Raw genomic sequence first — 19,394 nt, forward strand, 5'->3', positions numbered from 1 at the left:
GGCTGTTCAATGCTCACGGTCACTCACTCATTGCTCTCGGGGGTCGACAGCCGCAGACACGGACCCGTGGCGCGCACGCACTCGCTGGCGTTCGAGGACGGGCCACCGGGTACACACTGGCTGCCTTCGACGCCGCAGTTGCCGAGTGCACACTCGCTGCGCTCGGGAGTGCGGCGGTCACAGGGCGATCACCCGTTCGTCGCGGATCAGCCGGCCGTACCGCTGTTCGGCGTGGGAAATGTAGTCGGACAGGAGGAGTCGACCGTTATCGGCGAGGCGGGGCGGTGGGGCGACGGGGATTCCTGCTGCTGCGGCTACGTCGGCGAGGGCGGTGCCGAGGTGAAGGGCTGGGGTCGCGTCGTCGGGTGAGGGCGGGTCGAGCAGCTCGAATTCGAGAGTGGCCGAGGGCGCTTCGGCCAGGGGGCCGACATCGAGAGCTGTTCCCGCGCAACGGCTGTCGACCAGGTCGGCAACCAATTGTCCGTCTCCGGTGCGGGCCGCGCACTGAAAGGCCAGGCGCATGGCGGGTTCGGCGACCGTGCGGTGCCAGTGCTCGCGCTGATTCCCGTTGGGCAGAGTGTGGCGGACCGCATCGATGGCCAGCGCGGCGGGGACCGCGAGGGTGAGCGCGCGCGACAGTGTGGCCGGATCGGGATGAGCGTCGGCCGCGATCGTCCGGTGCAGCAATTCGGCGTGCCAGTAGTCGAGCTGGGCGCAGTGCATTCCGAGACCGTATTCGGCGTAGACCTCGAACGACATCGCGAGCAGTTCCTCCGCGAGGGCGAGGTCGTCCTCGGCGGCGGCGACGGTGGCCAGCCGCAACCGCACATCGGCCGCGTCGAGCACCGCACCGGCCTTGTCGAAACAGTCGAGCGCATGCCGATATCGGGCCCGCGCGGTGTCGAAGTCGCCCCTGCTTTCGGCCAGGTAGCCGTAGGTTTTCGCGCCGATACCCGCGCGATGCTCTAGCTCGGCGCCCTCGAAGAATCCCTGGCTGGTCCCCAACGGTTCCTCGGCATCGTCGTAGCGGCCCGACCGCACGAACATGATGGCCAGGTTCTGCTGGGTTTCGGCCACGGCCGCGGCATCGCCCGCCGCCTCGAACGCGGCCAGCGCCTGCCTCGCGAAGTCGACGGCCAGCTCACGTCGGCCGATCTCGAACGACGCGCCCGCCAGATTCATCAACGGATGACCGATCAGTTCGGGCGCCAACCGGCGGGTCACGTCGAGCGACTCGGCGGCGAGCTCATGGGCCCGCGCCCACTGCTGGCGGTGCAGTGCGACCGCCGTCAGCGAGAGCAGGCAGGCCACCGGCAACAGGCCTTGGTCGGTGCCGTCGGCGAGCAGCGACCGGGCCTCTTCCAGCGTTTCCTGGGCGGAATCGAGCTCACCCAGGTGCTGGTAGGCCTGCGAGAGATTGACCAGGGCGGCCGGTCGTTGATGAGCCGCGTCGGCGGGCAGCACGGCAAGCGCGGTCCGCATCAGGCTCACCGACCGCCGATGTTCACCCAGCTCGTCGGCCATGCTCGCCGCATTGATCAGCGCCGCGCTGCGCAGTCGGGGCGGCGCGTCCTGCGCGGCGCGCTCGAAGATCTCCAGCGCCCCGAGCACGTCACCACGCTGGTAGGCCGCGTAGCCCGCGGCGAGCTGGTCGTCGTCGCCGTCCGATGTTCTACCGGTCGCTGCCATCGCATCGGCTCCTTGTCGTCCGGGCGCGCTCGGCGATCCGTGCGCGCATCAGAAGTCGTCATCGGATTCCGCGGCTGCGGATTCGGCGGCCAACAGGTCACCCGCCTGTCCGGTTAGCCGGCTGCGGGCGAAATCGCGGATGCGCGCACGCATGGCGGACTCGTCGGGATATGTGGTCGCGGGGCCGAGACCAGGAACGAAAACCGTGAGAGTTGTGAAGGTTTCTGCGCTCTCGGGCAGTTGTATCTCCGCCGACCAGCTGTCCGTCCGCAGATGCAGCTCGGCTGTGTCGGCGGCAGCGGTTCGGTTGTCCGTGTCGAGCCGGACATGTGGACGAAGGTGCTCGGGAATGTGCCGTGGACAGTCCGGCGCGGCGACCACCGTGACCCGCGCTGTCGAAATGCCCGAGGTCCGGGTGACCGTCCAGGACAGCGCCTCGGCGCCCGCGTCGAGAATGCCAGGCGGACATCGCCGCCAGTCCCAATCGCCGCTCCCATGTGCGACGATCAGCCCGTCGCCGGGCTGCTTCCCGCCTGCGGCAAGCGCGTAATCATCGGCACGAGTGGAGGATTCGAAGACCGGGCGAGATTGTTGGGAGCTCGCCTCTGGGCCTGCGATACGTCGAGGACTCAGCTCCGCGGAATTGTCGATCGGCCCGTCGCCATCACTCGGAGTAAGTGAGAGAAGCTCCGAATCCGCAAGCACCATTTCACACATCTCGCTGAGCTGCCCGATTTCATCGTCAAGCAGGAGCGGGTCGAGAGCCGGAATGTCATCGACAGTCGACGCAGGCCACCATCGAGAAGCCCAGTGTGCGTACGCAAGTCGCCGCAAGGCGGCAACCAGCTCAGGCCGAACCGATTCAGCGGCGATTTCGCCGTCCACCCCGTCTGCCACTGCGATCGCGACATTCTCCCCATAGACCGCCCACAGCCACTCCTGCGCGGCTTCGCGATCGTCGAGCACAGCAGCAGGCAGCTGCCGATCATCGAGCACGCTCCAACTGAGGTGTGCACCAACAACTTCGAGGACCATCGCGTCCAAGGGCGCCAGGGCGTCGGTGACCAGCGGAGTTTCACCAGGAGTGATGGTCAGCAGACCATCGGAGCGACTGAGCCGAATCATCAACTGGCCCTCGCTTCCTCGACGTCGTCCAGGGCCACGGTGAGCGCCTGCTTCACTCGCGTCCGATGGTCGAGCATCACCGACCGCGCGACCCCGTCGAGCAGATCCCACAGCTCGACCGGATCGAACACCGCCAGCTCCCGAACGTCACGTCCGTGCAACCGAACCCACAGTCTGCGCAGGTAGGGCCGCCACGGTGTCCGCAGTTCAGCGGCGACCACCGCCAGTGGTCCACTCACCGCCTCACCGAGGTGCACCGAGTAGCGCCGCGCTTGCAGGACGTACGCTTCTCGCCGCCATCGCGCGTTCACCACCGCGTGCGCCCGCGACCCGAGGCCGGGCTCGCCGGCGTCCGCCCACTGCCCCTTCGAGCCGCACTGGGCAGCCCCGCCATCCGTGCCGACCGGACCCCGCACCCTGCTCTCCGCCGAGAGTGTAGTTCCGGCATGTAGTCCCGCATCCGGTCCATCCTGCGCCGATTCCGCAGACCGTTCGCTGCGGTCTCCATGAACGCCGGACAACTCTGTTGCGACCAGGGTCCGCGCCAGAGATACCGCACCCAACGGTGAAAGTCCTAGGGCCAGTTCGCAACCAGCCGCCGCTGTCACGCGAAGAGACTCGTCGAGCAACCCCCACGGCGAACAACTCCGGGTCACCTCGGTGCTCACCAACGTCGGCAGATCGGGCAGATCGGTCCGGTCGATGCTGCCGTGCAGAACGGTGAAGACACGTTCGTAGATACTCCGGTCGAACGGGAGCGCGAGGGTGGCGGTCGAGGCAGTGGCGCCGACTACGGGGCGTTGAGGGCACTCGTGCACGGTCAGGCCCAGGTCGTCGGCTCCGTACCTGGGATGCGCGCGCCACAGCGCGATGCCCCGGTGGGTGCCCACCTTGTCCTCGATCAACTCGTCGAGCAGCGGCCCGGCGTCGGCGGGGTCGCCCTCGCGGGCCAGAGTGCTCGCGTCGAGTAGTTCGATCAGCGAGGAGGCGAGGTCGCGCGCACCGGAGTTCACCAATGGCCGTGTGCGCCAAGCGGAATCGATAATCGATGTCAGCTGGGCGAGCCGGTTCGGTTCGGTCACCAGGTTTTTCAGCGCCGTCGTGGTGCGCCCGCCCGTTCCCTCGTGTACCTCGCGCAGCACCGCGGCGGCACGCTCACGGGCATCCGCTCCCGGCTCGCCGTGCAGAGTCGCCAGCTCGAAGCATCGCTGGAAGTAAAGATCCTGTGCGTTTCCCTCGGTGATCCGTAAAGCGCGCCGCGCCTGTTTGAGGACGGTGAACCAGCTCGCGCACGCCCGCAGCGCATCGGAACGCGCGAGTACCAGGGACGTCAGCAAGGTGACACCGTCGGCGTCGAGAACGCTGCCCGCGCACAGCGGATGCTGCATCGGTCGAATGACCAGCGGATCGAGGATCAGTTTCACGGTGCGCCGCAACGGCGCACCCTGTGGTCCGCTCAAGGCGTCGACACCGTCGAGCCCGCGCCACACCTCGTCGAGCACCATGGCGCGGGGTCTTCGCATTCGACCAGGGTAACCGCAGGTCAGCCGACTGTCCGAGGGAAAACTTGGGATCGGTAGGCGGCGGGGGATTTCTACCTTTCTCTCAACGGGTTCACCGACCCGCTCACATCGAGAGAGAACGGAAACACCATGAACACCAAGCTGATCGCCACCCTCGCCGCCGCCTCCGCCGCGACCGCCCTGTTCGTCACCGGCTGCAGCGACACCGGCAGCTCCACCAGCACCCCGTCGAGCACCGCCGCCCCCGCGCCGGCCGCGGGCAAGTCCACCGCCAGCGTCGACGGCAAGGAACTGACCGCGAAGTTCGACACCACCTGCGCCAAGCAGGGCGGGACCCTGGCGCTCGCCCTCACCGATACGGCCAACGCCACCTACGGCAGCCTCTCGGTGAGCGCCACGCTGGAAGGCGAAACGGTGCAGGCCGTCGCCATCGCGGGCAGCCAGGGCGGATCGAGCGGCATGCCGTACGCGGTGGGCTACGGCAACGGCCAGCCCGGCGGCTCGGCCACCCTCGCCAAGGACGGCAATACCTTCCGCGTCACCGGCGAGGGCGTCGGCGCCCCCGACATGACCAACCCGCTGGCGGGCCCGTCGACGGTGAAGTTCGACATCACCTTCGCCTGCTCCACCATCGTCGGCTGACCCGACCCCCTGATCGCGATCCGGTCGCATCCATCCCGAGGAGAATCATGAAATCCAAGCTGCGTGCGGCCGCGGTCGCCTTCGGAATCCTGGCCATCGGCTACTACCTCTACTACGGCCTCACCTACACGCCCGACGAATTCACCGGCACCATGCTCGGCTGGGTCGGCCCGCAGATGGCGTTGCCCATCATCGCGCTGACGATCGTGCCGATGGTCTTCGCCTTCACCGGCGACGGCATCTTCGAGGCCTTCACCGGTCACAACAGCTCGGAGTTCCGCAGCGGTGAGATCGGTATCGGCACCATCACCTCGTTCCGCCAGACCGGGGTGTCGGTCAACGACCAGCCGCAGGTGCGGATCGAATTCCGGGTCGAAGGCGCCGACGGCAAGACCTTCGACTCCCACGCGAAGATGATCGTGCCGCTCACCGAACTGGCCCTGCTGCGCCCCGGCGTGCTCCTGCCGGTGCGATACCTGCCCGGCCGCACCGACAAGGTGGAGGTCGACCGCTCCGGCGACGCAGGCGCCGCCCAGCGCGCCATGAACGAATCGCTCATCCGCAAGGGCATCACCACCCGCGACAAGCTCGACATCGCCGAACGCGGCATCGCTGCCCAGGCGGTGGTCCGCAGCCTCGATGTGCCCGGTCGCATCCGCGGCGGCTACACCGAGGTGGTGCTCGGGCTGGTCGTCACCCGCCCCGACGGCAGCACCTTCCAGACCAGCGCCGAGAAGTACCTGCCACCGACCGCGATCGGATCGGTGCAGGTGGGACGCATCATCGGCGTCCACTACCTGCCCAGCGACGAACAGGAGGTGGTGATCTCACTGCCCATCAATGCCTGACCCACCACCCACTCGGCGCGTGCTGCCCACGCGCCGAGTTTTGGTCGTGCGTTCACCTCCACGTTCCCGACGCCTCGCCTGCGCTGCCTACCGTGCCGGAAACCGCACTAATCAGGAGTAATCGTGAGTCTGAAACCGCTCGCCCTTTTCGTCACCCACGACGGTCAGTCGTCACGCTCGGCCATCACCTGCGAATACAAGTGTGGCAACGCCTGCTTCCACGAGGTCCCCAACACCTCCGACGGCGAGTACTTCGGTGACATCGTCGCCCGGCTGAACCGTCGCGGACTCATCAAGGGCGGTGCCGCGGCGGTGCTCGCCGTCGGCGCCGCGAGCATGCTCGCCGCCTGTGGCGACGACAGCTCCGACACCGGTTCGGTCGGCTCGCCCGGCACCGGCACCGGCTTCACGCCCGTCGCGCCGAACAAGGAAGACGCCGTCGTCGTCCCCGAGGGGTACGAGCAGTCGGTGCTGATCCGCTGGGGTGACGCGGTGATCGAGGGCGCGCCCGCCTTCGACTTCGAGAAGCAGACCCCGGCCGCCGCCGCTCAGCAGTTCGGCTACAACTGCGACTTCGCCGGCCTGCTGCCCATCGAGGGCGAGGCCGACAAGTACGTGCTGGTCGTGAGCCACGAGTACAGCACCGAGCCGATGATGTTCCGCGGCTACAACAAGGACGCGCCGACCCGCGAGCAGTTCGAGATCGCCCTCGCCTCGCACGGCCTGAGCGTCGTCGAGGTGCACGGGCAGGCCGGATCGGGTCAGCTGAAGCCGGTGTTCGGCAAGTACAACCGCCGCATCACCGCGACCACCGAGTTCGAGGTGCGTGGTCCGGCCGCCGGGAGCGCGCTGCTGAAGACCAAGGCAGACCCGACCGGTACCAAGGTGCTCGGCACGTTGAACAACTGTTCCGGTGGTGTAACCCCCTGGGGCACAGTGCTTTCCGGCGAAGAGAACTTCAACCAGTACTTCGGCAACGCCGAGAAGGTGACCGACGCCGACGTCGCCAAGAAGCTGAAGCGCTACGGCATCGAGGGCGGCGCGTCGGAGCGTCGCTGGGAGAACTTCGACCCGCGCTTCGACCTCACCCAGGAACTCAACGAGGTCAACCGCTTCGGTTACGTCGTCGAGGTGAACCCGTGGGATGCGTCCTCGGCGCCGGTGAAGCACACCGCGCTCGGCCGCTTCAAGCACGAGGCCGCCACCATCCACGTCACCGCCGACGGCAGCGTCGTCGCCTACAGCGGTGACGACGAGCGCTTCGACTACATGTACAAGTTCGTCTCCGCCAAGAAGGTGCAGCCGGGCGTCGGTGCGTCGAGCATGCGCCACAACATGACCATCCTCGACGAGGGCACCCTCTACGTCGCCAAGCTCACCGGCGACCATGCCGCCGAGATCGACGGTTCCGGCACGGTCCCCACCGGCGGCTTCACCGGTAAGGGTGAGTGGATCCGCCTGCTCGAGACCGGCGCCGACGGCAAGGGCAAGTCGTTCGTCGACGGCATGTCGGCCGAAGAGGTCGCCGTGTTCACCCGCCTGGCCGGTGACAAGGTCGGCGCGACCAAGATGGACCGCCCCGAGGACTTCGAGACGAACCCGAAGACCGGCAAGGTGTACGTGGCGCTGACCAACAACACCAAGCGCGGTGAGGAAGGCAAGCCGGGCCCCGACGAGGCCAACCCGCGCAAGCTGAACAAGAACGGCCAGGTCCTCGAGCTCACCGACAACCACACCGGCACCGAGTTCACCTGGACCCTGCTGCTGGTCTGCGGTGACCCCGCCGCCGCCGACACCTACTTCAGCGGTTTCGACAAGTCCAAGGTCAGCCCCATCTCCTGCCCCGACAACCTGGCCTTCGACCCGTACGGCAACCTGTGGATCTCCACCGACGGCAACGCCCTGAAGTCCAACGACGGCCTGTTCGCCGTGGTCCTCGACGGCCCCAACCGCGGTGAGACCAAACAGTTCCTCACCGTCCCCCGCGGCGGCGAGACCTGCGGCCCGATCATCACCGAGAAGCAGGTCATCGTCTCCGTCCAGCACCCCGGCGAGTCCGACGACGCCACCGTCGACAAGCCCCTGTCGAACTGGCCCGATGGCGGCACCACCCAACCCCGCCCGTCGGTCGCGGTGGTCTGGAAGAAGAACGGCGGTCGCATCGGCGTCTGACCCCGCCGACACCGATCTGCTGACGAAGCCGCTACCCGACTGGGCGGGTAGCGGCTTTGTCATGTCATCGGCGCCGGATCAGGATTCGTCGGTGGTTGGACGTATGTTGGGGCGCACGGCGGCGATGGGAGTGGTGTGAAGGTGGGTAGGCGGGTGCGGTTCGAGCCGGGGGTCGCGGTGTTGGGGGAGCTGCGGGCCGCGGTTTCGCCCGATGACGATCCGGTGGGGGAACGCGAGGTTTCCGGGGTCGAGTATCGGGACGTCGATTTCGCCGATGCGCAGGTGTACGGGTTCGGGGCCGAGGGGTGCCGGTTCGTGAGTGTGCGGTTTCCGACTTTGTTGCGGCAGGCCACTATCGCGGAATCGGAATTGCAGGTGTGCGATCTGGCGAATGTGCAGGCCGATGATTCCTCGATGTTCGAGAGTGTGGTCGGCAACGGCCGGATCACCGGGTTGTCGTGGACCGCAGGGGTTCTGCGTGACGTGCTCGTAGAGTCGACGCGAGCCGACATGGCCTCGTTCGCCGAATCCCGGTTGAGCAAGGTTGTTTTCCGGGACTGCGATCTGCGCCAGGCCGACTTCCAGCGCACCGACTTCCGCAATGTGCGCTTCGAACGCTGCAATCTCGCGGGTGCCCGGTTCACCGGCGCCCGCATCCAGCAGGACCTTCGATTCGAAGACTGCGATCTCACCGGCATCTACGGGGTCACGGCATTGCGTGGGGCGACGATCCAGGGTGGTGACCTCGAAACGCTGGCCGCCACACTGGCCCGCGAGCTTGGCATCACGGTGGAGCTCGGAAGCTAGCCCAACCAGTCGAGGACCGAGGCGGCCGTCCAGGACTGTTGCATGCTGCCGAGCGGGGCGCCGGTGAAGGGTTCGTAGTACTCGGCGAAGCTGCCGTCGGCGGCTTGGCGGAGGCCTTCGGCGCGCAGGAGGTAGGCGCGTTCGGCCCAGCCTCGGCGGGCGAAGGCCCAGGAGAACAGCCAGCTCATGACCGGCCAGACGGGGCCGCGCCAGTATTCGCGGGGGCGGAAGTCCTTGGCGACGGGGGAAGTCGACGGTGGCAGGGCGTAGCGCAGGTCGGGGTGGCCGCAGAAGCGTGGGCCCTCGAAGGTGTTGAGCAGGGCGCGTTCGGCGGGCCGGGACAGGCCGCCCGAGATCAGCGGCGCGAACATGGCCAGCGTCTCGGTGTTGATCCACCGGCCCAACCGCACGTCGTAATCCTTTGCGGCACCGGTCCGTTCGTCGGCCGTGGCCGCCACACCCTTGCGGAAGCGCGCCGCCCAGCCGTGCAGTTCCCGCACATCGGAATGCGGCTGCTTGTACTCCTCGCCGATATCGGCGAGCACCTCGCAGGCCAGTGCGAAGATCGCGGAGACGAACACGTCCTCCACGGCGAAACTCATCACCGAGGTGAGCTGGAAGTCGTCGTAGTTGGCGCGCCGCATCTGTTCGACCAGCCACAGGTACCGGTCGTACTCCCGGTCGCTCGGTCGTTGGGTCGGGTCGGAGATGACGACGGTGTCGGCCCGGCGATATGGCGGAAGATCCACGCCGGGAACGACATTGGCGTAGGCACGGTCCCAGCGTGGCGAGTTGTCCATGCCGGATTCCCACCCGTGGTACAGCGTGATCCGGCCGTTCTCCTTGGGGTCGCGCGCATGGGCGAGCCACCGGTGCCAGCGCACCAGATCCGGCCACCGCCGATTCAGGAACTCCTGCGCCACCGCCCGCGTGGAACGCCCGTGCCTGCGCGAATGGTCGAGAATGCGCTGCACGGCGATGGCATGGACGGGCGGCTGGGTGATGCCGGAGGTGTCGGGTCCCTCGGGGGCGTTGGCGGCCAGCCTGCGGCACTCCCAACGCGCGGGCCCGGGGAAATACCCGTCGACACCGTTGGCGAACACGATGTGCGGGATCATCCCGTTCTTCCACTGCGCCGATAGCAGCGTGTCGAGTTCGACGACCGCCCGCTCCACGCTCAACGGCGCGAGCCCGACCGCGACGAACGCCGCGTCCCAGCTCCACATGTGCGGATACAGGCGCGGCGCGGCACTGGTCATGGTGCCCAGGTCGTTGCCGCGCAGAAGGTAGGCGGCGCGTGCCGCGAGCTGCGTGGGGGTGAAACCCGGGTCGGTCATCTCCCTATTCTGCGGCGGAGCAGCACCGATGGCATCCCGACATGACTGTGACGATCAGTACCCGGTCTCGCGGGTGACATTCTGCGACGCCGTGCCGACCGAGCTGAGCATGGTGGTGATGCACAACCCGAGCACCAGGTTGATGACCGCGGTCGCGATCTTGGCCTCGATATCGGCGACGAAGGTGAACGGCAGGATCACCGCCACGGCCGTGAGCAACAGGCAGATCCAGGTGAAGAATGTCATCGGACTCGGCATCGCCAGCAGCAGCACCATCAGCAGCGCGGTGGCCAGCAGGGCGGCACCCGCGGCGGCGACGGCATACGACGTGGTGGAGACGGTGCCGTAGGCGCCCGCACCTTCCGGGGAGAGGATCGCGATGCCGAGCACACCGCGCACGAGCATGATCGCGACGACCGCGAGCAGCGCGGCGACGACGGCCGTCCCGATGCCGCCCGCCCACAGCTTGCCCACATTCACCTTGGGCTCCTGGGGTTCGCCCGGCTGCGGGGCGTACTGGCCCTGGCCGTAGTGCGGCTGGCCCTGCTGCTGCGGATACTGCGGGTCCGAGGGTCCGTAGTTGTACCGGGGATCGGTCATAGTGCGACGGTACTAGTGCACGCCGACATCCGCCCGAGGAACGCACAGGTGTCGGTGTCCGTGCGCCGGATTAGCGTGGGGCCTATGACGGTGACAAGTACTCCCGCTCCGATTGCCCTCATCACCGGCGCGAGCCGCGGCCTCGGTGCCGCCATCGCGCGCGACCTCGCGCCGACCTACGATCTGCTGCTCGGCGCCCGCTCCGCCGACTCGCTCACGCCGATCCTGGACGAGCTGCCGGGTGCGACCGGTTGGCCGGTGCCGCTCACCGACTATCCGGCTGTCGCCGAGGCCGCCGCACGCATCGAGCGACTCGACGTGCTCGTGCACAACGCGGGCATCGCCGACCTCGGCACCGTCGCCGGATCCTCGCTCGACCAGTGGCGCAACACCCTCGAGGTGAATCTGATCGCGGTCGCCGAGCTCACGAGGCTGCTGCTTCCCGCGCTGCGCGCCGCGAACGGACATGTGGTGCTGATCAATTCGGGTGCGGGACTGCGGGCCAACGCGGGGTGGGGTTCGTACGCGGCGAGCAAGTTCGGGTTGCGGGCCTTCGCGGACGCGTTGCGGCTTGAGGAGCCGCAGTTGCGCGTCACCTCGATATTCCCCGGTCGCATCGATACGGATATGCAGCAGGCGATCGTGGCCGAGGAAGGGCGGGAGTATCGGCCGGAGGAATTTCTCACCGCCGAAACGGTGGCGCGAGCGGTGCGAAACGCCGTCGACACTCCGCGCGACGCGCATCCGACGGAGATCGTTCTTCGCCCGCGCTGACGGTGACATAGCGGCTGGCGCCGCGGTTCTCGGCGCTTGACTCCGCCTCTTCCCTCCCTCCGGGCGCCCCTTCGTCGCATCTTCCGGTCAGTCCAGAGTCGGAGGCGCGCCGAGAACACGACAGGGTTCGCGTAGGTGTTCGTCCCAAAGTGGTCCCTGGTTCTTCTCTTCGAGGGAATCTCGGGTTACGGTGCCGCTGAGCTGCGTCTATGGCGCCCGGCCGTGAGGAGGAGTGTGGAGTGGACAGACGTCGAATGCTGACCTTGCTCGCCGCGGGGACGGTCGGGGCACTGGCCGGTTGCGCCAGCGCGGGCGGCGAGACCGCACCTGTCGGTGAGGCGGTCGTGCCGGTCCCACCGCCGCCCGCACCGACGCCGAAGCAACCGGTGCTGCCTCCGCCGCCGGGTGGTCCGAAGTCGATCATCGGCGCCGAGACGATCACCGCCCTGCCCGGTCAGGGCTCGAGCATGGCCCTCACCGTCGACGACGGCGCGAGCCCGGAGGTGGTCGGCGCCTACATCAAGTGGGCCCAGGACACCGGCGCCCGCTTCACCTTCTTCGTCACCGGTTCGTTCGAGGCCTGGACCATCCACCGCGATGCCCTGCGCCCGCTGGTCGACTCGGGCCAGATCCAGCTCGGCAACCACACCTGGAGCCACGAGGCACTCACCAAGATCGGTGCCGACGGGGTCGTCGACCAGCTGAGCCGTACGAAAACCTTCCTGCACAACAACTTCGGTGTCGACGGCACCCCGTTCTATCGTCCGCCCTTCGGCTACCACAACGCCACGGTCGACAAGATCGCGGCCGACCTCGGTTACACCGTGCCGACCATGTGGTACGGCTCGCTGTCCGACTCGGGTCTCATCACCGAGGAGTACCTGATGGAGTGCGCCCGAAAGTATTTCGCCGCGCAGGCCATCATCATCGGCCACGCCAACTTCCCGCCGGTCACCCACTGCTACGGACAACTCGTCGACATCATCCGCGAGCGCAACCTGTCGCTGGTCACGCTGAACGACGTCCTGGAAGTCCGCAGCTGATGGGCGTGTTCCGGTGGACCTGGTTTCGCACGAACATGGGTAACTCGCCGGGCACGGGCTAACCCGCCACTGCACAAAAGCTTGCCGCGTCCCCGACTCTCCCCGGGCCTGAGTCTGGCCAAAGACCCGGGGAGGCGGTCACAGTACGATGTTGACCATCTTGCCGGGCACGACGATCACCTTGCGAGGGGCCGCCCCCTCGAGCAGTGCCACGACCTTCTCGTCGGCCAGGGCAGCCGCCTCGATCGCGGCCGGGTCGGCGTCGGCGGGCACCTGGATCCGGCTGCGCACCTTGCCCTTCACCTGAATCGGGTACTCCACCGAATCAGCGACGAGCAGTGCCGGATCGGCGGTCGGGAACGGACCGTGGGCCAGGGAAGTGTTGTGGCCCAGCCGTTCCCACAGTTCCTCGGCGATGTGAGGCGCCAGCGGAGCGAGCATCAGGACCAGGGGTTCCACGGCCGCGCGCGGTGCGCCGTCGGGGTAGTTCTTGGTCAGGTGGTTGGTCAGCTCGATCAGCTTCGCGCCCGCCGTGTTGTCGCGCAGGGCGGCCAGATCCTCGTCGACACCGGCGATGGTCCGGTGCACCAGCCGCAGCGTCTCGTCGGACGGTGCGGCATCGGTGGCCTTCACCGCGCCGGTTTCCTCGTCGACAACCAGTCGCCACACCCGCTGCAGGAAGCGGTGCGCGCCGACGACGTCCTTGGTCGCCCACGGACGTGAGGTGTCCAGCGGACCCATCGACATCTCGTAGAACCGGAAGGTGTCGGCGCCGTACAGGTCGCACATCTCGTCGGGGGAGATGGCGTTCTTCAGCGACTTGCCGATCTTGCCGTATTCCTGGGTGACCTCGATCTCGGCACCGTCGGGACCGGTCCAGAAGAACTTCGAGTCACGCTCCACCACCTCGGCGGCGGGCACGTACGCACCGCGCTCGTCGGTGTAGGCGTAACCCTGCACGTACCCCTGGTTGTAGAGGCGCCGGTACGGCTCGCTGCTCGACACATCGCCCAGGTCGAACAGCACTTTCTGCCAGAACCGCGCGTAGAGCAGGTGCAGCACCGCGTGTTCCACACCGCCGACGTACAGGTCGACACCACCCGGGTCGTTCGGGCCGTGCTTGTCGGTGCGCGGGCCGAGCCAGTACTTCTCGTTCTCCTCGGCGCAGAACGTCTCGGTATTGGTCGGGTCGGCATAGCGCAGCTGGTACCAGGAGCTACCCGCCCAGTTGGGCATGACATTGGTGTCGCGGCGGTACCGCTTGGGCCCGTCACCCAGGTCGAGCTCCACGTTCACCCAGTCGGTGGCCTTGGCCAGCGGCGGGGACGGCTCGGAGTTCGCGTCGTCGGGATCGAAGGTGACCGGCGCGAAGTCTTCCATTTCTGGAAGTTCCACGGGCAGCATGGATTCCGGCAGGGCGTGTGCGACACCGTCGGCGTCGTAGACGATGGGGAACGGCTCACCCCAGTACCGCTGACGGGCGAACAGCCAGTCGCGCAGCTTGTACTGGATCTTCCCGGTGCCGTGGCCCTCCGCTTCGAGGTGGCCGATCATGGCCGCCTTCGCCTCGTCGACCGAAAGTCCGTTCAGGAAGCCGGAATTCACCAGCTCACCCTCACCCGACCAGGCCGCCTCGGTGATGTCGCCGCCGGAGATGACCTCGACGATCGGCAGGCCGAGGGTGGAGGCGAAGTCCCAGTCGCGCTGGTCGTGGCCGGGCACCGCCATGATGGCGCCGGTGCCGTAGCCGCTCAGCACGTAGTCGGCGATGAAGATCGGCACCTGGCTGCCGTCGGCGGGGTTGGTGGCGTAGGAGCCGAGGAAGACGCCGGTCTTCTCCTTGTTCTCCTGCCGCTCCAGATCCGACTTGGCCGCGATCGATTTACGGTACGCCGCAATGGCTTCCGCCGGCGTGGCGCTGTCGTTGGTCCAGCGGGGGTCGGTATCGGCGGGCCAGGCGGCGGCGGTCAGCTTGTCGACCAGCTCGTGTTCCGGCGCGAGCACCACATAGGTGGCGCCGAACAGGGTGTCGGGCCGGGTGGTGAACACCTCGATCGTCTCGCCCTCGGGCGCGTCGAAACGCACCTGCGCACCGCGCGAACGCCCGATCCAGTTGCGCTGCATGGACTTCACGTTGTCGGGCCAGTCCAGCTCGTCCAGGTCGTCGACGAGGCGGTCGGCGTAGGCGGTGATCCGCATCATCCACTGCCACATGCGCTTACGGAACACGGGAAAGTTGCCGCGTTCGCTTCGCCCGTCGGCGGTGACCTCTTCGTTGGACAGCACTGTGCCGAGGCCGGGGCACCAGTTGACGATCGAATCCGACTGGTAGACCAGGCGATACGAGTCGAGCAGGGCCGCACGCTCGGTGGCGCTCAGCGACGCCCAGTCACCTTCGGGCACCGGGCGTGCACCGCTGGCGAACTGCTCTTCGAGCTCGGCGATCGGCCGGGCACGACCGGCCTCCTGGTCGTACCAGGCGTTGTAGATGCGCAGGAAGATCCACTGCGTCCACCGGTAGTACTCGGGATCGGTGGTGGCGAAGGAGCGACGCGGGTCGTGGCCGAGGCCGAGCCGGTCCAGCTGACGCTGCATCGTCGCGATGTTCGACTCGGTGGTGACGCGCGGGTGCGCACCGGTCTGCACGGCGTACTGCTCGGCGGGCAGGCCGAAGGCGTCGTAGCCGAGCGCGTGCAGCACATTGCGCCCGCGCATGCGGTGGTAGCGGCCGAACACATCGGTGGCGATGTAGCCGAGCGGATGACCCACGTGCAGGCCCGCGCCCGACGGGAACGGGAACATGTCCTGGATGAACAGCTTGTCGTCGGGGGTGTCGCCCGCGAGCGGCCCGACCGGGTTGGGCGCGTTGAAGGTGCCGCGTTCGGCCCAGGTGCGCTGCCAGCGCTGTTCGATCCGCCCCGCCAGCTCGGCGTTGTACCGGTGCTGAGGTACGTCACTCTCGGTCGCACGAGTGTCCTGCACGGTCCCGCCTTCTTGTTCTCGCCGATCAGGGGTAAACATCGTCTAACAGGGTAGAACGTCGTAGCGAATTCATTTCCGAAGGGCTGCGCAGCGAGGCGCGCTGTGCGGCGGGTCACCTCGGTGGGGAGCGCCGGATCGGTACTCGACAAGGGTGCGCTAGCCTGCATGAATGGTCGTCGTCGCTCTTCTGCTCTTCGCGCTGGCCGCGGTCGCCATCACGACCGGTGTGCTCGGGCTGCTCGGCAAGTTGCCCCGCAATCGTTTCCTCGGTGTCACCACCGAGGCGGCCCTGCACAGCGACGACAATTTCCGCATCGCCAACCGCATCGCCGCCCCGACCTCCGTCGGCGCCGGCGCCCTGCTGTTCGCCGGCGGCCTCGTGGTCCTGGTCGCGGGCGGTTTCGCCGCCCTCGGCGTAGCCGCCGCCGTCGCCGTGATCGCCATCTTCACCCTCGGCGCAGGCGCGAACGCCGCCGCCCGCACGGTAGAACCCCTCCTGCCCCCCGCCCCGGTCGGCGGCTGCGGCTCCTCCTGCGGCAGCTGCTCCCTCCGCGACACCTGCGCCCCCGCCAACTGATTCCTGGTCCCGCCGCCGCCCTTCCGGTACAACGGAAGTAGGTACTTACCGGGGGGTTCATGATGATTTTCGGAGTGGTGGTTCTCGTAGCGTTCGGTGGCGTGGTCGCCGTCAGCTTCGTTCCTTGGCTCGGCATCGCCTTGTTCGTGCTCGCGGGGGTGCTGTTCGTCGTGGGCATCGTGCAGAGCAGGCGTGAGCGGGTCCTGTTGACGAAGCCGCAGGCTCGTCGTGCCGGCGCGGCGGGTGCCAGTGGTGGCGGTTGGTCGGCGGCGGGGTTCTTCGACTGGGGCGGTGGCGGTGGTGGTCACTCCGGAGACGGCGGCGGTGGTGGCGGCTGCGGCGGTGGTGGCGGCTGCGGCGGCGGCAGCTGACCGGGTGGCGCTGCTAGTTCGCGGTAAGTGAATCGCAAGGTGGCGCACCTAGATTCGGGATCGAGAGGCAGATCCCGAATCAGGAGGAGCCATGAGTTTTGTCGATCTCGTCGGCACGGTTCTCAGTGTTGGCGTCGCTGTACTGGTGGTGGCGATGGTGGTGTTCGTTCCGCTGGCCATTCTCGCCGCGATCCTGCAGGCGGCGCTCAATTCGGGATCTCGGCAGTCTCCGCAGTACCGGCCGGGCCCGCGTCAGCGCCGGAACCGGAACGACCGCTGGTCCAGTGGTAGCGACTGGACCTACAACGGTGGCTACGCGAGCGGCGGCTATTCGGGCGGCTCGTCCAGCAGCTGGTCGGACGGCGGCGGTTCGTCGAGCAGCTGTGACTCCGGTTCGAGCTCGTCGAGCAGCTGCGGCGGGGGCAGTAGTAGCAGTTGCGGTGGAGGCGGCAGCTGCTGAAATCAGCCGCCCGACGGCGGTGGCACCTGACGCGACAGCGGCGCACCCGCCGGGTTCACGTAGAGCACGAGGATGCGGACCTCGGTGGTCCCGTTGTTGCGGGCGACGTGGGCGTTGTCCGGCCCGCTCGGCTCGCGGAACAGCCGGAACCGGCGATATTCGGCGGGTCCGCGAGCAAGGTAGGGATGGTCGAGCACACCGCGGGTGACCAGCACGAACAATGTTCCGTCGTGGAAATGCCAGCCGCTGGTGCCGCCGGGGACGATACGGGTGCGGCGGACGACGATGTCGCGGCCCGCCAGCCGCAGGCGCAGCAACGTACGGCTGGCGGTGCCGACCGCCGGAGCCGGGTTGGCGACGAACTCTCGGGTGCACCTGCGGATCATGTCGTCATGAAACCACCTCCACGCAGCCAGGCGAGGGCAGCGTGCACGGCGCGTCCCGCCGCCGGATCGCCTACCGCGATGCGGGCGCTGCCGTCGGGGTAGGCCTTGGCTTTGATCCCGGCCCGGCGCAGTGCCGTCGCCACGCCGGGGCCCGGCAGGTACAGGAAGTTCGCGTGACTTTCCGGAATGTCGAAACCGCATGCCCGCAACGACAAGCGCAACACATCGCGTTCCCGATTGATGTGCTCCACCCGCTCGCGCAGTTCCTCGCCCGCCGCGTAGGCGGCCCGCACGGCGGCGACCGAGGCGGTGGTGACCCCGAACGGCAACTGCTGCGCGCGGACACGCTCGATGAGCGCACCGCGCCCGACGCAGTAGCCGATACGCAGCCCCGCCAGCCCGTACGCCTTGGAGAACGTCCGAAGGACGAGCACGTTCGGATGCCGGGCAAGCAGAGCATGCAGATCGAGCCGATCGCCCGCCGCGAGGAATTCGACGTAGGCCTCGTCGAGCAGCACCGGCACCCGCTGCGGCACCGCCGCGACGAACTTGCGAACGGCGCCCGCGTCGAGCACCGTCCCGGTCGGATTGTGCGGCCTGCACAGCACGACGAGCGCCGTCCGCCGGTTCACCGCGCGTCGCATGGCGGTGAGGTCCTGGTTGCCGGAGAGATCGAGCGGCACCGGGACGACCGTCATCCCGGCCATCTCCGCCATGATCGGATACCCGTCGAATGTCGGTGTGCTCGTGACGAGTTCACCGCCACCCAGGGCGCGCATCACCTGCATCGCGACCCCGGTGGCCCCGGCACCGACCACCACGTCGGCGGAGGAGACACCGAGGTGCGTGGCGATGATTCGGGGCAGTTCCTGCGGCAGAAACTCCGGGTACCGATTGGCGTGGGCGAGTGTCTCTTTCACCGCGGCGAGAACAGAGGGTAGAGGCGGAAAGGGATTCTCGCTGAGGCCGAGGTCGAACGCGGTCGGCACCGGTGCGGTGCCGAACCGCTGCGACGGGCTGGTCGGCTCGACCAGCCGCACACTCATCGGGCCGCTCCCCAGCGCACCGCCGCGGCACCGGCGAAATCACCCGCGTGCGCGAACGCCGACAGCAGCACAACCGAACCGTTGCGCAATCGTCCGGCCTGGTTCTCCACGTCGAGCGTTACGGGAATGCCTGCGGCGAAAAGGTTTCCGCACCGGTCGAAGGTGTCCGGGTGACGGTCGGCGGGCAATTCCAGTGCGTCGTGCCAATTGCGCAGGAACAGCCGATTGGGCTGATTGGTGACGAAGGTATCGATATCGCGGCTCTTCACCCCGATCCGATCACACACCGCGAGCGCCACTTCCGGAACGAGCCGGTTGCCACGCGCGAACACCTTGGTGATCTTCGATTCGGAGAAACTCACGCACCCCTGGCCCTCGCCCGGTTCCCAGTACTTGCGGGTGCCGTTGGTGGTGAAGTCCATATCGCCCGCGAATTCGGGGTAGGTGCGGCATTCGATATCCAGAATCGGCGCCGAATCTTCCTTGCGCAGCAGACCGATTCCGCAACCGTCGCCGGGCACCGGAGCCTGGGCGAGTTTGCGGATATCGGGCTGGGTGAACACCGGGCCCGCGCAATTCTGGGCCGCGACGATCAACGCCGTCTTCGCGTCGCTCGTCGCCATCATCATCCGCGCCATCGCCATCATGTGCACGAAGGCCGCGCAGCCGCTGTTGTGCACGTCGAGCACCTGGGTGGGGCGCGCACCGAGCCTGCGGGCCAGCTCGGGTGCGGCGCCGAGCACCGGATTGTCGGGCAGCTGGGTATGGGTGATGATGATGTCGATCTCGGCGGCGAGGTCGGCGCCGTGGCGTTCGCGCAGCACGTCGAAGGCGCGTTCGGCCATGTCGACGGCGGTTTCGTCGCGTGCCACATGGTGGCGGCCGGTGGGCGAACGGAACATCACGTTCTTGGCCATCCGCTCCGAGCGGGAGAACTGGGTGAAGTATTCGGTCGGCACCGGGGCACCGGGCAGGTAACTCGCGACATCGACCAGACTCACTGACGGCATAC

At 67.8% G+C, this 19,394-nt stretch carries 18 protein-coding genes; 9 read left to right on the forward strand and 9 right to left on the reverse strand.

The genetic code is table 11. The features are described 5' to 3' along the window. Window positions 1-177: 177 nt before the first annotated feature. From ACSVDM_RS16295 to ACSVDM_RS16305, 3 genes are read right to left on the reverse strand one after another with little or no spacing between them, the layout of a single operon-like run. Entirely contained in the window at window positions 178-1,689 is a 1,512-nt protein-coding gene (locus tag ACSVDM_RS16295) for a tetratricopeptide repeat protein (RefSeq protein WP_439265896.1), read from the reverse strand. 48 nt (window positions 1,690-1,737) lie between these two features. Further along, window positions 1,738-2,814 (reverse strand): hypothetical protein, encoded by a 1,077-nt coding sequence (locus tag ACSVDM_RS16300; RefSeq protein WP_439265898.1) that lies wholly within the window; start codon window positions 2,812-2,814, stop codon window positions 1,738-1,740. Continuing rightward, window positions 2,814-4,319, reverse strand: coding sequence for a hypothetical protein (locus ACSVDM_RS16305; RefSeq protein WP_439266107.1), 1,506 nt, complete (start codon window positions 4,317-4,319; stop codon window positions 2,814-2,816). Before ACSVDM_RS16305 ends, ACSVDM_RS16300 begins: the two co-directional genes overlap by 1 nt. Before the next feature lie 147 nt (window positions 4,320-4,466). Between ACSVDM_RS16305 and ACSVDM_RS16310 the strand changes: the two genes are divergently transcribed. From ACSVDM_RS16310 to ACSVDM_RS16325, 4 genes are all read left to right on the forward strand, one after another. Further along, window positions 4,467-4,979, forward strand: coding sequence for a lipoprotein LpqH (locus ACSVDM_RS16310; RefSeq protein WP_439265900.1), 513 nt, complete (start codon window positions 4,467-4,469; stop codon window positions 4,977-4,979). 47 nt (window positions 4,980-5,026) lie between these two features. Next, window positions 5,027-5,827, forward strand: coding sequence for a hypothetical protein (locus ACSVDM_RS16315; protein WP_439265902.1), 801 nt, complete (start codon window positions 5,027-5,029; stop codon window positions 5,825-5,827). Window positions 5,828-5,950: 123 nt separating this feature from the next. Beyond that, window positions 5,951-7,999 (forward strand): PhoX family protein, encoded by a 2,049-nt coding sequence (locus tag ACSVDM_RS16320; protein WP_439265904.1) that lies wholly within the window; start codon window positions 5,951-5,953, stop codon window positions 7,997-7,999. A 135-nt stretch (window positions 8,000-8,134) separates the two neighbouring features. Beyond that, window positions 8,135-8,806: a pentapeptide repeat-containing protein gene (locus ACSVDM_RS16325; protein ID WP_439265906.1), complete on the forward strand. Its 672-nt coding sequence runs from the start codon at window positions 8,135-8,137 to the stop codon at window positions 8,804-8,806. On the opposite strand, the gene ggh is transcribed toward ACSVDM_RS16325, so the two are convergent. Next, window positions 8,803-10,143 carry a glucosylglycerate hydrolase gene (gene ggh / locus ACSVDM_RS16330; protein WP_067497672.1) on the reverse strand — a complete coding sequence of 447 codons (1,341 nt, stop codon included), beginning with the start codon at window positions 10,141-10,143 and terminating at the stop codon, window positions 8,803-8,805. The genes ACSVDM_RS16325 and ggh overlap by 4 nt on opposite strands. A 54-nt stretch (window positions 10,144-10,197) precedes the next feature. Further along, window positions 10,198-10,743: a DUF6069 family protein gene (locus ACSVDM_RS16335; protein WP_067497675.1), complete on the reverse strand. Its 546-nt coding sequence runs from the start codon at window positions 10,741-10,743 to the stop codon at window positions 10,198-10,200. An 84-nt stretch (window positions 10,744-10,827) separates the two neighbouring features. Between ACSVDM_RS16335 and ACSVDM_RS16340 the strand changes: the two genes are divergently transcribed. Together ACSVDM_RS16340 and ACSVDM_RS16345 are read left to right on the forward strand one after the other, a co-directional pair. Further along, on the forward strand, window positions 10,828-11,517 hold the full coding sequence (locus ACSVDM_RS16340; protein ID WP_439265909.1) for an SDR family oxidoreductase: 690 nt from the start codon (window positions 10,828-10,830) through the stop codon (window positions 11,515-11,517). A gap of 254 nt (window positions 11,518-11,771) precedes the next feature. Further along, a complete protein-coding gene (locus ACSVDM_RS16345; RefSeq protein ID WP_439266108.1) occupies window positions 11,772-12,560 on the forward strand; it encodes a polysaccharide deacetylase family protein in 789 nt (262 codons plus the stop codon). A gap of 138 nt (window positions 12,561-12,698) precedes the next feature. Here the strand turns inward: ACSVDM_RS16345 and leuS are convergent, their stop codons facing one another. Next, window positions 12,699-15,542, reverse strand: coding sequence for a leucine--tRNA ligase (gene leuS / locus ACSVDM_RS16350; RefSeq protein WP_439265911.1), 2,844 nt, complete (start codon window positions 15,540-15,542; stop codon window positions 12,699-12,701). A 169-nt stretch (window positions 15,543-15,711) separates the two neighbouring features. Between leuS and ACSVDM_RS16355 the strand changes: the two genes are divergently transcribed. The 3 genes from ACSVDM_RS16355 to ACSVDM_RS16365 all read left to right on the forward strand — a co-directional run bounded on the left by ACSVDM_RS16355 (window position 15,712) and on the right by ACSVDM_RS16365 (window position 16,950). Then, window positions 15,712-16,119 carry an SdpI family protein gene (locus ACSVDM_RS16355; RefSeq protein WP_067643483.1) on the forward strand — a complete coding sequence of 136 codons (408 nt, stop codon included), beginning with the start codon at window positions 15,712-15,714 and terminating at the stop codon, window positions 16,117-16,119. Between the two features lie 74 nt (window positions 16,120-16,193). Next, complete coding sequence (locus ACSVDM_RS16360) at window positions 16,194-16,490, forward strand: hypothetical protein (protein ID WP_439265914.1); 297 nt, start codon at window positions 16,194-16,196, stop codon at window positions 16,488-16,490. 91 nt (window positions 16,491-16,581) lie between these two features. Beyond that, window positions 16,582-16,950, forward strand: coding sequence for a hypothetical protein (locus ACSVDM_RS16365; RefSeq protein WP_439265916.1), 369 nt, complete (start codon window positions 16,582-16,584; stop codon window positions 16,948-16,950). 2 nt (window positions 16,951-16,952) lie between these two features. Here ACSVDM_RS16365 and ACSVDM_RS16370 read toward each other — a convergent pair whose 3' ends face one another. The 3 genes from ACSVDM_RS16370 to ACSVDM_RS16380 are packed head-to-tail and all read right to left on the reverse strand — an operon-like array spanning window position 16,953 to window position 19,392. Continuing rightward, a complete protein-coding gene (locus ACSVDM_RS16370; protein WP_067643490.1) occupies window positions 16,953-17,336 on the reverse strand; it encodes a hypothetical protein in 384 nt (127 codons plus the stop codon). Next, entirely contained in the window at window positions 17,333-18,382 is a 1,050-nt protein-coding gene (locus ACSVDM_RS16375) for an aminotransferase class I/II-fold pyridoxal phosphate-dependent enzyme (RefSeq protein ID WP_439265918.1), read from the reverse strand. The genes ACSVDM_RS16370 and ACSVDM_RS16375 overlap by 4 nt, the downstream gene beginning before the upstream one ends. Then, window positions 18,379-19,392: a 3-oxoacyl-ACP synthase III family protein gene (locus ACSVDM_RS16380; protein ID WP_439265920.1), complete on the reverse strand. Its 1,014-nt coding sequence runs from the start codon at window positions 19,390-19,392 to the stop codon at window positions 18,379-18,381. Before ACSVDM_RS16380 ends, ACSVDM_RS16375 begins: the two co-directional genes overlap by 4 nt. Between the last annotated feature and the right edge of the window lie 2 nt (window positions 19,393-19,394).

The organism is Nocardia sp. JW2 (assembly GCF_051843015.1).
Lineage (GTDB): Bacteria > Actinomycetota > Actinomycetes > Mycobacteriales > Mycobacteriaceae > Nocardia > Nocardia coubleae.

Excerpts from the sequence above, each read along its gene's own strand:
- ACSVDM_RS16295 (WP_439265896.1), bottom strand. The coding sequence starts at position 1,689 with ATGGCAGCGACCGGTAGAACATCGGACGGCGACGACGACCAGCTCGCC.
- ACSVDM_RS16300 (WP_439265898.1), bottom strand. The coding sequence starts at position 2,814 with ATGATTCGGCTCAGTCGCTCCGATGGTCTGCTGACCATCACTCCTGGT.
- ACSVDM_RS16305 (WP_439266107.1), bottom strand. The coding sequence starts at position 4,319 with ATGGTGCTCGACGAGGTGTGGCGCGGGCTCGACGGTGTCGACGCCTTG.
- ACSVDM_RS16310 (WP_439265900.1), top strand. The coding sequence starts at position 4,467 with ATGAACACCAAGCTGATCGCCACCCTCGCCGCCGCCTCCGCCGCGACC.
- ACSVDM_RS16315 (WP_439265902.1), top strand. The coding sequence starts at position 5,027 with ATGAAATCCAAGCTGCGTGCGGCCGCGGTCGCCTTCGGAATCCTGGCC.
- ggh (WP_067497672.1), bottom strand. The coding sequence starts at position 10,143 with ATGACCGACCCGGGTTTCACCCCCACGCAGCTCGCGGCACGCGCCGCC.
- ACSVDM_RS16335 (WP_067497675.1), bottom strand. The coding sequence starts at position 10,743 with ATGACCGATCCCCGGTACAACTACGGACCCTCGGACCCGCAGTATCCG.
- ACSVDM_RS16340 (WP_439265909.1), top strand. The coding sequence starts at position 10,828 with ATGACGGTGACAAGTACTCCCGCTCCGATTGCCCTCATCACCGGCGCG.
- ACSVDM_RS16345 (WP_439266108.1), top strand. The coding sequence starts at position 11,772 with ATGCTGACCTTGCTCGCCGCGGGGACGGTCGGGGCACTGGCCGGTTGC.
- ACSVDM_RS16355 (WP_067643483.1), top strand. The coding sequence starts at position 15,712 with ATGGTCGTCGTCGCTCTTCTGCTCTTCGCGCTGGCCGCGGTCGCCATC.
- ACSVDM_RS16365 (WP_439265916.1), top strand. The coding sequence starts at position 16,582 with ATGAGTTTTGTCGATCTCGTCGGCACGGTTCTCAGTGTTGGCGTCGCT.
- ACSVDM_RS16370 (WP_067643490.1), bottom strand. The coding sequence starts at position 17,336 with ATGATCCGCAGGTGCACCCGAGAGTTCGTCGCCAACCCGGCTCCGGCG.
- ACSVDM_RS16375 (WP_439265918.1), bottom strand. The coding sequence starts at position 18,382 with ATGAGTGTGCGGCTGGTCGAGCCGACCAGCCCGTCGCAGCGGTTCGGC.
- ACSVDM_RS16380 (WP_439265920.1), bottom strand. The coding sequence starts at position 19,392 with ATGCCGTCAGTGAGTCTGGTCGATGTCGCGAGTTACCTGCCCGGTGCC.